Source organism: Methylomonas koyamae (assembly GCF_001644025.1).
Lineage (GTDB): Bacteria > Pseudomonadota > Gammaproteobacteria > Methylococcales > Methylomonadaceae > Methylomonas > Methylomonas koyamae_A.
Genome location: NZ_LUUK01000225.1, coordinates 1 through 13,685, shown reverse-complemented (window position 1 = coordinate 13,685; position 13,685 = coordinate 1). Strand labels below are relative to the sequence as shown.

Sequence of the window (13,685 nt, the reverse complement as noted above, 5' to 3'; positions counted from 1 at the left end):
CTGTGTATATTTGCGAGCTCTTGAGGGAAAGCCTTGCGTCAGGACTAACAATAAATACTACACAGAGAGGATTGGAGATGAGCTTCGATTATAAACGTTTGATCAAGTTTGAACACAATATCGGCGACAAAGATAAGAAAGTCCGCATGGTTTCCGGCATCGTACTGGTGTTTGTTTCCCTGTTTACCGCCAGCATCCTGATGTTATTGGTTGGCGGCGTCCTGATCGCGACCAGTTATTTCGGCTGGTGTCCCGCCTATTCCGGCTTCGATAAAAATACCTTGAACCAAAACGCCGACAGCCAATAATATTGTTCCGGCGGCCGATGGCGAGAGCCCTGGGTCGTCGGCTTAGTCCTGTTTTTTGTATTCGCCGTCAATGACCACCCGCTGAGCACCGGTGGCGGAACTACCCGACATCGGTACCAAGTAGCGTTCCAACACGTATTGAGCAATTTTTCGGCGCAATCCAGGCACCAAGCAGGCGAAGCCGATCGCGTCGGTAAAAAAGCCCGGCGTCAGTAATAGCGCGCCGCCAACCAATAAAATCGGACCTTCAATCATTTCGTAAGCCGGAATCTCGCCTTGCCGCAATGCGGCTTGAAAGCGTTGCCAGGTGGCGAACCCTTGCGTGCGCAGCAGCCAAGTCCCGAGCGCGGCGGTAAAAATCACTAGAAATATCGTCGGCAAGACGCCGATGATGCCGCCGACCATCAATAGCAGATAAATTTCCACGAACGGGACGATCAAAATGGCGGCTAACAGAAAGGGCAAGGGTTTCATGGCGGTCTCGATCGGCGAAAAAACCAGCAATACTAAAAGCATATCCGGCGGATTTCCAGGATAATATCGACATGCCATTGTTAATCTTTTGTACTTGCCCGGATGCCGACATCGCCGAGCATCTGGCGCGCGAACTGGTTGCCGCTAAATTGGCGGCTTGCGTCAACATCTTGCCGGGCGTTCGCTCGGTATACGCATGGCAGGGTGCAATCGAATCGGCCGGGGAACATTTACTGCTGATTAAAAGTCATCGCGAACGCTACGCCGAATTGGAGGCTTTGCTGAAGCAACTGCATCCCTATGACGTGCCCGAAATTATCGCGCTGCCGATCGAACGCGGTTCGGCGGATTATTTACATTGGATGAATTCATGCCTTGCTATCGATTGATCTCGCTGTTTTTGCTGTTCGGGTTTTTTACTCACGCGGCGGCCTTGGACAGTCAGGATTTTTTGCCTCCCGACCAAGCCTTTCGTTTGACTGTCGCCGCCAGCGATACGGAGCATGTCGCACTGAACTGGCGGATTGCCGACGGCTATCATTTGTACCGCGACAAAATTAAGATTCAGTCGCGGACCGAGTCAATCTCCCTCGCTACGGTGCCATTACCGACCGGCGCGGAAGAGCATGACGCGACACTCGGCGATGTCGTGGTCTATCGGGACAATCTGGACGTCAAACTGCCGTTGATCAACGGCACGCACGAGCGGCAGTTGAAGTTGTTGGTCAAATATCAAGGTTGCGCGGATGTCGGGGTGTGTTATCCGCCGCAGAAAGTGGTGCTGGATATCGACTTGCCGGTTGCGACTGTCGGGGCCTCGGCGACCGGTGGCTTAAATCAATTCGTGCAAGGTCTGAAAGGTCTGACGCCGGGATTGTTTTCCAGCGAATTATTGCCGCCGGAGCAAGCCTTTCAGTTTTTTGCCGAGGCGGTGGGCGCCAACGTGCTACGGGTGAATTGGCGGATTGCCGACGGTTATTATTTGTACAAGGATAAGCTGGCCGTGCAACTTAAAACGCCGGCCCACTCCGCCTTGACGCCGTTGCAATTGCCGGAAGGCGAGGCGTACCACGACGAGGAATTCGGGCAGGTGCAAATTTACCGACGGAATGTCAGTGTGGATATCCCGCTGACGCGAGACAATCGTGCCGCCGAGACCTTGCAAGTACTGGCCAAGTTTCAAGGTTGCGCCGATCGCGGCGTCTGCTATCCGCCTATGCAACAAGTCGTCGAGGTGGCGTTGCCGGAAGCCGCCGAATCGGCCGATCTTTCTGCCGTTGTCGCGTCAACGCCGCCGGCGGTGTCGGAGCAGGATCGTATCGTCGATGCCCTGCGCCGCGACAGTCTGCCGCTGACTTGGCTGAGTTTCTTCGGTTTTGGTCTATTGCTGGCCTTTACCCCTTGCGTATTTCCGATGATTCCGATTTTGTCCGGCATTATTGTCGGTCATGGCGACATCGGTACACGCAAGGCGTTCTTGCTGTCGTTGAGCTATGTTTTGGCGTCGGCGACGATGTACACCGTATTCGGTGTGTTGGCGGCCCTGTTCGGCAGTAATTTGCAGGTAATTTTTCAGCAGCCCTGGGTGATTGCGGTATTCGCCGGTTTGTTTGTGTTGCTGTCGTTGTCGATGTTCGGTTTTTACAACCTGGAAGTGCCGAAAGCGTTGCAGGAACGCTTGCATCGCTCCAGCGACCGCCATCGAGACGGTTCGTATTGGGGCGCGGCGATCATGGGGGCTTTGTCGTCGCTGGTGGTCGGCCCGTGCGTTGCCGCACCGTTGGCGGCTGCGTTGATCTATATCGGTCAGACCGGCGATGTCTGGCTGGGCGGGTCGGCGTTGTTCGCGATGGGTTTGGGCATGGGAATGCCGCTGTTGCTGCTGGGGGCATCCGCGGGCCGCTTGTTGCCCAAGGCCGGGGCCTGGCTGAATACGACCAAAAGCGTGTTTGGCGTGTTAATGCTGGCGGTGGCGGTTTGGATGTTGGCGCGGGTGATTCCAGCCCAAGCGTCGATGTTTTTGTATGCAATGCTGTTGGTCATTCCCGCGATCTTCTTGAACGCCATCGACCCGTTGCCCGATTCGGCGTCGGGTTGGCGCAAGTTGTGGAAGGGCGTCGGCATCATTTTGTTGGTGTTGGGAATCTTGGAGTTAATCGGGTTGAGCGCCGGTAACACTAATCCCCTCCAGCCGATGCGGGGCGTATTTGCGGGCGGTAGGGCAGAAGCCGCGTCCAAGCCGCTGTTCGAACGGGTCAAGACGCTGGCCGAACTTGAGCAGCGTATCCAGCAAGCGGCGTCGGCCGGCAAGTCTGTCATGCTGGATTTCTATGCCGAGTGGTGCATTTCCTGCAAGGAAATGGAAGCCTATACCTTTGCGGATTCGGCTGTGAAACAAACGTTGGCCGGTTTCGTGTTACTGCAAGCGGATGTGACCGACAATAGCGATGCCGATCAGGCTTTGCTGAAACGCTTCGACTTGATCGGGCCGCCCGGCATTATATTTTTCGGAGCCGACGGTCGCGAGAAAGCTGATCGCCGAGTGATCGGATATCAAGATGCCGAGACTTTTTTACAAACATTGAACAGCTTATGACCCGAAAATTCGCGATGGTGTCGGTTGGAATTCTAATCGGGCTTCTGGCCTTGGGCGGCGGTTGGTATTTCCGCTCGGTTCAGCCTGGGGCCGAAGCCGAGGTTCCCCTGGCGGCCGATTTCACGTTGCCGGATTTGGATGACAAGCCGCAAGCCCTCCGTCAATGGCGCGGCGATATTGTCATCGTCAACTTTTGGGCGACTTGGTGTCCGCCCTGCTTAAAGGAGATGCCGGAATTCGTCAAAATTCAGCAGGAATTTGGCGGTCGCGGCGTGCGTTTTGTCGGTGTCGCGATCGAAGACAAGGCGCCGGTACTCGAGTACTTGCAGCGCCGGCCGGTCAACTATCCAATTTTAATCGGCGGCGATAACGGTATCGCGCTGGCTCATCAACTCGGTAACGTGATTAATACCGTGCCGTTCACGGTTATCATCGACAGACAAGGCCGGATCGTGCATCGTCAGCTCGGCGAATTGACTCGAACCCAAGCGCTGGAAGTGCTGGAAGGAATGCTGTCGAAAAAATAAGCGATTTGTCCGGAAAATGTCGTGTTAATGGATATAAATCAGTTTATCTGGACAAAAACACACAAATTAGGCAGAATTCCCGCCTATTCGATCAACCTTCGTTTTCACTTTGCATGGCGATCATCACCGTTCTAAACGGACCCAATTTGAACCTGTTAGGTGTCCGGGAACCGGGAATTTACGGCAAGCAAACCTTGAGCGACATACATGAAAAACTCGATCGGTTAGCCTCCGAGTTGGGCCATGAGTTGGATTTCATGCAGAGCAATGCCGAACACGAACTGATCGACCATATTCATCAGGCATACCAGCGCCGCGTTGACTTTATATTGATCAATCCGGCCGCTTTTACCCATACTAGCGTGGCCATCCGCGATGCCTTGTTAGCCACCAAGATTGCCTTCATCGAAGTGCATTTGTCCAATGTGCATGCCCGCGAGCCGTTCCGGAGTCACTCTTACTTTTCCGATATCGCCGTTGGCGTCATTTGCGGATTGGGAGCGCACGGTTACGAATTGGCTTTGCAAGCCGCCCATCAGATTTTATTAACGAGAACTCAGAACAATGGATATTAGAAAAATAAAAAAATTAATCGATCTTATCGAAGAATCCGATATTGCTGAGATAGAAATTAGCGAGGGCGAGGAGTCGGTACGTATCAGCCGTTATTCTTCATCGGCACCGGCACCGGTGTTTACCCAAGCTCCGGCTCCGGTAGCCGCCGCGCCTGCAGCCGCATCGGCGCCCGTTTCTGCTCCGGCCGAGGAAAAAGTGAGCGGCCATGTCGTCAAATCGCCGATGGTCGGTACCTTTTATCGCTCCGCGTCGCCGGGCTCCGCGGCCTTTGTCGAGCTCGGACAAACTGTCAGCGTTGGCCAAACGCTTTGCATCATCGAGGCGATGAAAATCCTCAATCAGATTGAAGCGGACAAGAGCGGCAAGATTAAGCAAATTCTGGTTGAAAACGCCCATCCGGTCGAATACGGCCAACCTTTGTTCATTATTGAATAACGGACTATAGGGGGGGCTATGTTCGAAAAAATAGTTATCGCCAATCGCGGCGAGATCGCATTGCGCATCTTGAGAGCTTGTCGAGAGCTGGGTGTCAAAACCGTGGCGGTGTATTCCGAAGCCGACCGCGATCTGAAACACGTTCGCTTGGCCGACGAAGCGGTCTGTATCGGTCCCGCCGCGTCGTCGGCAAGCTATCTGAATATCCCGGCCATCATTAGCGCGGCGGAGGTGACCGATGCCGAGGCGATACATCCGGGTTACGGTTTTTTATCGGAAAATGCCGATTTTTCCGAGAAAGTCAGTCAGAGCGGTTTTGTGTTCATAGGCCCAAAACCGGATACCATTCGGATGATGGGCGACAAGATCTCCGCGAAAAAAGCGATGCAGGCAGCCGGGATTCCCTGCGTGCCGGGCAACGGGGACCCGTTGGGAGACGATGACGACACCAATCTGAAAATGGCCAGGGAGATCGGCTATCCGGTGATCATCAAAGCGGCGGGCGGTGGCGGCGGACGCGGCATGCGTACCGTGCATACCGAGAGCGCGTTGTTGAACGCCATCAACCTGACCAAAGCCGAAGCCGGGACCGCATTTGGCAACAGCACGGTGTATATGGAAAAATTCCTGGAAGATCCTCGGCATATCGAATTTCAGGTTTTGGCCGATTCCCATGGCAACGCCATACATCTGGGCGAGCGCGACTGTTCGATGCAGCGCCGTCACCAGAAAGTGGTGGAGGAAGCGCCCGCGCCGGGTATTACGCCGGAGCAGCGCAAACAGATGGGTGAACGTTGCGCATTGGCGTGTCGTGAGATCGGTTATTTGGGTGCCGGCACTTTCGAATTCCTATACGAAAAAGGCGAGTTTTACTTTATCGAGATGAATACGCGGGTTCAAGTCGAGCACCCTGTGACCGAAATGATCACCGGCTTCGATATCGTTAAGGAACAACTGCGGATCGCGGCCGGTGAGAAACTTTCGATTACTCAGGAACAGGTCGTGTTTACCGGCCATGCGATCGAATGCCGCTTGAATGCCGAGGATCCCAAGACTTTTATGCCTTGTCCTGGCGTGATAGAACAATTCCATATGCCGGGTGGCCCGGGGATACGTTGCGAAACGCATATTTACAACGGTTATAAAGTGCCGCCGTATTACGATTCCATGATAGGGAAGTTGATCGCTCACGGCGACGATAGAGCTAGTGCCATTGCCCGAATGAAGACCGCGCTCAGCGAGATGGTGATTGACGGTATTAAAACCAATATTCCGTTGCAGCAGAGTATCATGGCTGACGCGGCATTTGCGCAAGGGTGCCAGAACATCCATTATCTGGAAAAGAAACTGGGTATCCATTAAACCGCTCTCCGGTCTGTTATCGCTTGACGATGACAGGCCGGAAGCTCCTGCTTCGACGTCTTTATGGCCTGGCATCAAATTTCCGTCGTGACCGACGAAGTCACCGTACCCGAGGTATCCGACTTCTTCAGCGAGTTGGGCGCTGTTTCAGTGACTTACAGCGATGCCGAAGACGAACCAGTTTACGAACCAGCCATCGATCAAACTAAAATATGGACTCGTACCCGAGTGACCGGTCTGTTTGAGTTGGACACCGATCCGGACATCGTCCATACCTTGACGTTTAACCAGTTTGTCGGGCGGCCGCTACAGGAATGGGTAGCGGAAGTGTTGCAAGATCAGGTTTGGGAGCGGGCCTGGATGGAGCATTTTCAACCGATGAAGTTCGGTGAGCGCTTGTGGGTTTGTCCTAGCGGCCAGGAACGGAGCGAATCCGGCTCGGTGTGTATGACGCTGGATCCCGGCTTGGCCTTCGGTACCGGTACGCATCCGACCACGGCATTATGTCTCGAATGGTTGGCCACGCATTCGGTCGAAGCCATGGATTTGATCGATTACGGTTGTGGATCGGGGATTTTGGCGGTTGCCGGATTGTTGTTGGGCGGTAAGTACGCTCACGCCGTCGATATCGATCCGCAAGCACTGGAAGCGAGTCGCTACAATGCCGAGAAAAATAATGTCCAAGCTAGAATCAATTATTATTTGCCCGAGCAGTTTTCCGGCGTTATCGGCGATGTGGTCGTCGCCAATATATTGGCGAAACCGCTGATCGAACTGGCGCCGTTACTGACAAGCCTAGTTCGGCCGGGCGGAGTGCTGATCTTGTCTGGGATTTTGAATGAACAGGCGGAGGCGGTAGCCGAAGCCTATCGGCAGCAAGGATTGGAGGTTGGGATGCCGATTAGCAAAGACGATTGGTGTAGGCTGGATGCCCGCAAAGTCGGGTGATGCATGTTCGTCCGCTGCCCGCATTGCCAGTTTAGTCAAGCGATCAGTATCGATGAATTAAGAAATTGCCGGGACCTGCTGGTTTGTAGCGGGTGCGGCCGCTGTTTCGACGCGTTACCGAGGCTGAGTGCAATCGCTTCGAATGGCGGCGCGGGCGTTGGGTCGGCGCGGTTTTCAGAAGTGACTGCGGGGCGGAGCGGGTCTCCTAGCTTTTGGGGCTACGCTGCGTTGGTAATGTTGGTCTTGTTGATTGGGCAAATGTTCTATTTCGAAGGCGCCGCCTTGAGCAATCGGCCCTCGATTCGTAGTATTTTGGCGGCCGTATGTTCGGCAGTGCATTGTCAGCTGCCCGCATATCGAAACCTTAAGGCAATGACTTTTCGTCAATTGAATTTGCAAGCCGGGGCGGACCGCAGTTATTTGCTCAGCGGGGCTCTTTCCAATCAGGGGCTCTTTCCGCAAGCGGTGCCAAATTTACGGTTGACGTTGACCGATTTATCCGGAAACGTGATCGCGGAGCGGGTGTTCTGGGCCGAACAATATTTCGAGTCGGGGATGTTGTATCCGGATCAGACCAAGCCGTTTCGTTTACAGTTTGCCGCGCCAACGACATCCGTCGCTGGTTATGCATTAAATTTACTTTGACTCTGCATGACTTACCCGCAACTTTTTCTAAAAAAGCACGAAGACAAGCGCCTGCGGCAAGGCCACCTTTGGGTGTTTAGTAATGAAATCGACAGCCAAAAATCACCAATGGACGGCTTCGCGGCCGGCGATTTGGTTTGCGTGGTCGATCATGCGGGCAATGCTTTGGGTACAGCCTACTTGAATCCGAATGCCTTGATTTGCGCTCGGCTACTCACTCGGAAAGCCAATGTTAAAATCGGCGAGAAATTTTTTAGGCAACGCTTGCGGCAGGCATTGACATTGCGCGAACGTCTGTTCGATCAACCTTATTACCGGTTAGTGTTCGGCGAAAGCGACGGATTGCCCGGTTTGGTGATCGATCGCTACGGTTCGGTTTTATCGGTTCAAATCACCACGGTGGGTATGGAATGTCACATCGAGCTTTTGGTCAAGCTGTTGGTTGAATTTTTGGCCCCGGAAGCAGTCCTGCTGAAGAACGACACGGGTCAACGGGAGTTGGAAGGATTGAACACGGAAGCGCGGCTAGCTTTTGGGGTGCTGCCCGACCGGTCGGAAATTGTCGAGAACGGTACCCGCTTCTTGATCAATGTGGCGGCCGGGCAAAAGACCGGTTGGTTTTACGATCATCGCAATGCCAGGGCGCGCTTCGCCTCGCTAGTCAAAGGCGCCAGAGTGCTGGATTTGTTCAGTTACGCCGGCGGTTGGGGAATCCAGGCCGCTGTGGCCGGCGCCGCCGAGGTGTGTTGCGTCGATAGCTCGGACTCTGCCCTGACTTTGGCGGCCGCTAGTGCGGGCTTGAACGGAGTTGCCGATAAGATGGGCTTTGTCCGAAGCGATGTTTTCGAATTTCTCAAGCAAGCTCGGGAAGGACGGCGGCACTACGACGCCATCGTCCTGGATCCGCCGGCGTTGATCAAGCGCAAAAAAGATTTCAAGTCCGGTTACGAGGCCTACCGCCGGCTGAACCATCTGGCGTTGCAAGTGTTGGAAGCCGACGGCATTCTGGTATCCGCTTCTTGCTCTCACCATTTGAGCCGGGATAATCTACACGAGATTCTGAGGTCTTCGGCCAGGCATATCGATCGACATTTGGTGTTTTTCGGTGAGGATGGCCAGGGAAGCGACCACCCAATACATCCGGCCGTTCCGGAAACAGAATATCTAAAAACGTTTTTTTGCGCTGTTTCGCCGAGTCTTTGAGTTAGCGATGCCATCAGCGAAGCCTAACCCGTGCGCCTTGTGCGGCCAACCGGTAAAGGTTGGCGGTTTTAAACTGCTGACCGGAGATGGGCTGAAACGGTTTTGCTGCGAGGGTTGTCGCAGTATTTTCCAATTGCTCAATGCCGAGCAAACCATAACAACAATACCCGAGGAGAAACTTAGATGAAAGCCTGCCAATCCTGCGCGGAGCGCGTCAACATCGGATGCCGTCACCAGCAAATGCCCGTTATTTCCAGAGCGATTGGTTTGCTATTCATTTATCTGCCGATCTTGACGCTCCCATTTGTGATTCTCAGTGCGTACCTGACCTACTGGAGTTTAAAGCTGGTAGGGGCTGAAAACGTGAAGTCTTGGAGTGACTTTTTGCCGGAGCGGGCCAGCCACCGTTATAACTTAAAAAACCAAATTACAATGGATGGGTCGTTTAAGCTCAGCCTGGCCCAGTCCAAATTGTTTTGGATCTTGAATTGCACTTGGTATTGCCCTTACAGCGTTGCGCTGTTCGAATGGCACGCCTACATGGTCAAAGTCGTCGAAAATTGGTGGTGCCCGTTCACCCACGATCGTAAAAACGGATACACGAACGGTGCGATCGATCAATCGTTTTGGCATATTTATCCGGAAGAAAAGGCGAAATTGCACGAAGACGATAAAAACAATCCCATTTTTTCAGAGACTGCGGAAGATTAATCCGGATGTCATCCGCGATTCACGTTGAGCTGGGAAAATGTCCGATGTTCAGCTGGACGCCCTGACGGACGGTGGCTTTTTTAATTTTTGGAATTTCAAACGGAATGAATACGGAAACAAATAAACCAATATTGGTCTGGGCGTTATGGGGCGGAGCTCTTCTATTGCTGGGTTTGGCGTTTCGCGGCAGTATCGACGAAATGATGACAACTTGGACGAAAAGGGAGGAATACAGTCATGGATTTTTTATCCCCTGTATTTCCGCTTATCTGTTATGGATTCGCCGGCATGAGCTGACCTGGGTTGGCGAAGTTCGGCAGTCCCTAGCGGGATTGGGTTTGTTGGTCATCGCTTTATTGCTGTTGGTACTCGGCGGCCTGGCTACCGTGAAAACCCTGGAACAGTACGGGTTGATTCTGGCCTTGTTCGCAATTTTTACGGCGGCATTCGGAACACAGGGCTTACGCACCGGCGCGGTGCCGCTGTTGTTCTTAATCTTCATGGTGCCGTTTCCGGACTTCATCCTGAACAATTTGTCTTCTAAATTGCAATTGATCTCGTCCTGGCTCGGCGTGGAATTTATCCGTGCCTGCGACATCATGGTGTATTTAGAAGGAAACGTTATCGATCTAGGGGTCTATAAGCTACAAGTGGTTGATGCTTGTAGCGGCTTGCGCTATCTGTTTCCGCTGGCTAGTTTGGCGTTTTTATGCGCCTATCTCTTTAAGGGGCCGTTTTGGCAAAAATTGCTGATCTTTTTGTCATCCATGCCGCTGACCATTTTTATGAACAGTTTTCGCATCGGTGTTATTGGCGTGCTAGTCGATAACTGGGGGACTGATATGGCCGAGGGTTTTTTGCATGATTTCGAAGGTTGGGCAGTGTTTCTGTTGTGTATGGTGCTGCTGTTCGTCGAAATGCGGATCTTTAGCCGAATTAGTGGTCGTCGCCTGTCGATGAACGAGTTGGTGCAAATCCCTGAAGAATGGGGGCGGGCCGAATCTCGAATGCCGCCCGCAGTGCTAAATATCTCAGTCTACGCAGTGCTATGCTTAGTAGTTTTAGGAGGGCTCGCTTCGGAGAAGTTCAAGGGTAGGGAGGATATTATCCCTCAGCGTAAAGCTTTTCTGCATTTCCCGACGCAATTAGGCGACTGGCGCGGACATAATGACTATTTGACTCAATATTACCTGAACGAATTGAAGTTAACGGATTACGTCATCGTTAATTTTGTGCAACAAGGTACCCGTAATTCGATCAACTTTTATAGTGCCTACTATCAATCGCAACGCAAAGGCGCGGTTGTGCACTCGCCGCGCAGTTGTATTCCGGGCGACGGTTGGCAGATTGTTAGTTTTGAACAGCGCGAATTTCCGGAAATGCGGGTAGGGGATGATTCGATCAAGCTTAGCCGCGCGATCATTCAAAAAGGCGATAGTCGCCAATTGGTCTATTTTTGGTTTCATCAACGAGGTCGGCAGGTCACTAACGAGTTTCTGGTCAAATGGTATTTGTTTTACGATGCGATTACGTTAAATCGCACCGATGGGGCGCTGATTCGTCTGGTCACTCCGGTCGATAAAGTTGAGGATATTTCGTTGGCGGACAAGCGCTTGCAGGATTTTATGAAGTCACTACTGCCGGTGTTGCCCGAGTACCTGCCGGGTAAAAATGTCGTCCCGACCGCTCCGTCGGCAGGGTAATCTCCGGTTTCGTTAAAGTTTTTGTAACAGTACCCCAAATGGTAGAGGAGCAATAGTGAATAGAAAGAAAGCATTGGTCACTGGGATTACCGGGCAGGACGGTTCTTATCTGGCAGAGTTTTTGTTGGAAAAAGGCTATGAAGTGCATGGGATCAAGCGGCGGTCGTCGTTGTTTAACACCGAGCGGGTCGACCATATCTATCAGGATCCGCATATTCGCGATCCGAAGTTTTTTCTGCATTACGGCGATTTGACCGATAGTTCCAACCTAACTCGAATCTTGAGCGAAATTAGGCCAGATGAGGTGTATAACTTGGGGGCGATGAGTCACGTCGCGGTATCTTTTGAATCGCCCGAATATACTGCGGACGTCGACGCGATCGGCACGCTTAGATTGCTCGAAGCCATTCGCTTTTTAGGCATGGAGAAACAGACTCGGTTTTATCAGGCTTCGACGTCCGAGCTTTACGGCTTGGTACAGGAAATTCCACAAAAAGAGACTACGCCATTTTACCCGCGCTCTCCTTACGCGGTTGCCAAGCTTTATGCCTATTGGATCACCGTAAATTATCGTGAAGCGTATGGCATGTATGCGTGTAACGGTATTTTGTTCAACCATGAATCCCCGCGCCGGGGTGAGACCTTCGTGACGCGTAAAATCACGCGCGGTCTCAGTAATATCGCTATTGGCTTGGATAGTTGCTTATTCATGGGAAATATGGATTCACTTAGGGATTGGGGGCATGCGAAGGATTATGTCCGCATGCAGTGGATGATGTTGCAGCAAGAACAGCCAGACGACTTTGTTATTGCTACTGGGGTTCAATATTCTGTAAGACAATTCATTGAAATGTCGGCCGGCGAATTGGGCGTGACGATTCGCTGGGAGGGTAGTGGCGTCGAAGAAAAAGGTTATGTTGAGTCTATCGCTGGCGACAAGGCACCCGCATTGCAAGTTGGGCAGAATATAGTTGCGATCGATCCGAGATATTTCAGGCCGGCAGAGGTTGAAACTTTGCTGGGCGATCCGACCAAGGCCAAAGAAAAGCTAGGTTGGGTGCCTCAAATTACGCTCTCGGAAATGGTGGCGGAAATGGTGGCGTACGATCTGGAGCAAGCTCGCAAACACGCTTTGTTGAAAGATCAAGGTTACAACGTTTCGGTAAGTCGGGAGTAATGCGGTGGCCGATGTGGATAAAAAAGTCTTTTTGGCCGGACACCGCGGCATGGTTGGGTCGGCAATACATCGGCAACTGCTGAATGGTGGCTATCGAAACGTTATTGTCAAATCCCACTCTGAGTTGGATTTAACCGACCAGGAGCAGGTTCGCAGATTTATGGGGCAAGAGCGTCCGCAGCTGGTGATTTTAGCGGCGGCTAAGGTGGGTGGGATCCACGCGAACAATGAATATCCAGCGGAGTTCATCTATCAAAATTTGATGATGGAAGCCAATGTAATCCACGAAGCGTGGCGTGCCGGCTGCCGAGAGCTCCTATTTTTAGGAAGTTCGTGTATCTATCCGAAGTTTGCTGCACAACCAATGGCTGAAAGCGCATTGCTGACTGGCATATTGGAGTCGACTAATGAGCCTTACGCTATCGCAAAAATTGCAGGGATAAAGCTTTGCGAGTCTTACAATCGACAATACGGCACGGATTTTCGATCAGTTATGCCGACCAATCTATATGGAGAAAACGACAATTTTCATCTGGACAATAGCCATGTAATTCCAGCGATGATCCGTAAATTCCATGACGCGAAGGTCAACGGTGACGCTAGCGTTACCGTTTGGGGAACAGGCAAAGCAATGCGTGAATTTTTGCATGTCGAGGATATGGCGGCGGCTTGCATATATGTCATGGGGCTGGACAAGCAGCATTACCAATCGGTTACCGAACCCATGTTGTCCCATATCAATGTGGGAACCGGGGTCGATGTGACGATACGTGAACTTGCGGAAACAGTCGGTAAGATTGTCGGTTTCGAAGGAGAGATCGTTTGGGATACAACCAAACCTGATGGAACACCTCGCAAGTTGATGGACAATTCCAAGATCAGAGCTTTGGGTTGGCAGCCAAAATTCAACTTGGAAGTCGGATTAAAAGCGACTTATCAGTGGTTTGTGGAAAATCAAGGGCAGTTTAAGGCCCAATGATTGAGCTGATCTAAATCAGAAGTCGAAATAACGCTTGACGC

General features: G+C 52.2%; 15 protein-coding genes. 14 read left to right on the top strand and 1 reads right to left on the bottom strand.

The window, feature by feature from the left end:
• Positions 1 to 77: 77 nt before the first annotated feature.
• Positions 78 to 308 carry a YgaP family membrane protein gene (locus A1355_RS22525; protein ID WP_064031523.1) on the top strand — a complete coding sequence of 77 codons (231 nt, stop codon included), beginning with the start codon at positions 78 to 80 and terminating at the stop codon, positions 306 to 308.
• A gap of 42 nt (positions 309 to 350) precedes the next feature.
• Here the strand turns inward: A1355_RS22525 and A1355_RS22520 are convergent, their stop codons facing one another.
• Positions 351 to 782: an FxsA family protein gene (locus A1355_RS22520; protein ID WP_064031571.1), complete on the bottom strand. Its 432-nt coding sequence runs from the start codon at positions 780 to 782 to the stop codon at positions 351 to 353.
• 71 nt (positions 783 to 853) lie between these two features.
• Here A1355_RS22520 and cutA point away from each other — a divergent pair, with 71 nt between their 5' ends.
• The 13 genes from cutA to fcl all read left to right on the top strand — a co-directional run bounded on the left by cutA (position 854) and on the right by fcl (position 13,644).
• Complete coding sequence (gene cutA / locus A1355_RS22515) at positions 854 to 1,171, top strand: divalent-cation tolerance protein CutA (protein ID WP_064031522.1); 318 nt, start codon at positions 854 to 856, stop codon at positions 1,169 to 1,171.
• A complete protein-coding gene (gene dsbD / locus A1355_RS22510) occupies positions 1,153 to 3,378 on the top strand; it encodes a protein-disulfide reductase DsbD (RefSeq protein WP_064031521.1) in 2,226 nt (741 codons plus the stop codon). The genes cutA and dsbD overlap by 19 nt, the downstream gene beginning before the upstream one ends.
• A complete protein-coding gene (locus tag A1355_RS22505) occupies positions 3,375 to 3,905 on the top strand; it encodes a TlpA family protein disulfide reductase (protein WP_064031520.1) in 531 nt (176 codons plus the stop codon). Before dsbD ends, A1355_RS22505 begins: the two co-directional genes overlap by 4 nt.
• A gap of 113 nt (positions 3,906 to 4,018) precedes the next feature.
• On the top strand, positions 4,019 to 4,480 hold the full coding sequence (aroQ, locus tag A1355_RS22500; protein ID WP_064031519.1) for a type II 3-dehydroquinate dehydratase: 462 nt from the start codon (positions 4,019 to 4,021) through the stop codon (positions 4,478 to 4,480).
• Positions 4,470 to 4,916 (top strand): acetyl-CoA carboxylase biotin carboxyl carrier protein, encoded by a 447-nt coding sequence (gene accB / locus A1355_RS22495; protein WP_064031518.1) that lies wholly within the window; start codon positions 4,470 to 4,472, stop codon positions 4,914 to 4,916. The genes aroQ and accB overlap by 11 nt, the downstream gene beginning before the upstream one ends.
• 18 nt (positions 4,917 to 4,934) lie before the next feature.
• Positions 4,935 to 6,278, top strand: a complete 1,344-nt coding sequence (gene accC / locus A1355_RS22490; protein ID WP_064031517.1) for an acetyl-CoA carboxylase biotin carboxylase subunit — start codon at positions 4,935 to 4,937, stop codon at positions 6,276 to 6,278.
• A 63-nt stretch (positions 6,279 to 6,341) separates the two neighbouring features.
• Positions 6,342 to 7,226, top strand: coding sequence for a 50S ribosomal protein L11 methyltransferase (gene prmA, locus A1355_RS22485; RefSeq protein WP_064031516.1), 885 nt, complete (start codon positions 6,342 to 6,344; stop codon positions 7,224 to 7,226).
• Between the two features lie 3 nt (positions 7,227 to 7,229).
• Entirely contained in the window at positions 7,230 to 7,871 is a 642-nt protein-coding gene (locus A1355_RS26515; protein ID WP_082885717.1) for a DUF3426 domain-containing protein, read from the top strand.
• Between the two features lie 6 nt (positions 7,872 to 7,877).
• The gene (locus tag A1355_RS22475) at positions 7,878 to 9,074 is read left to right on the top strand and encodes a class I SAM-dependent rRNA methyltransferase (RefSeq protein ID WP_064031514.1); all 1,197 of its coding nucleotides are present in this window, start codon (positions 7,878 to 7,880) and stop codon (positions 9,072 to 9,074) included.
• Between the two features lie 183 nt (positions 9,075 to 9,257).
• A complete protein-coding gene (locus A1355_RS22470; RefSeq protein WP_064031513.1) occupies positions 9,258 to 9,785 on the top strand; it encodes a hypothetical protein in 528 nt (175 codons plus the stop codon).
• Positions 9,786 to 9,889: 104 nt separating this feature from the next.
• Positions 9,890 to 11,488: a VPLPA-CTERM-specific exosortase XrtD gene (gene xrtD / locus A1355_RS22465; RefSeq protein WP_064031512.1), complete on the top strand. Its 1,599-nt coding sequence runs from the start codon at positions 9,890 to 9,892 to the stop codon at positions 11,486 to 11,488.
• A gap of 55 nt (positions 11,489 to 11,543) precedes the next feature.
• A complete protein-coding gene (gene gmd / locus A1355_RS22460; protein ID WP_064031511.1) occupies positions 11,544 to 12,665 on the top strand; it encodes a GDP-mannose 4,6-dehydratase in 1,122 nt (373 codons plus the stop codon).
• 4 nt (positions 12,666 to 12,669) lie between these two features.
• A complete protein-coding gene (fcl, locus tag A1355_RS22455) occupies positions 12,670 to 13,644 on the top strand; it encodes a GDP-L-fucose synthase (protein ID WP_269454773.1) in 975 nt (324 codons plus the stop codon).
• Positions 13,645 to 13,685 lie beyond the last annotated feature (41 nt).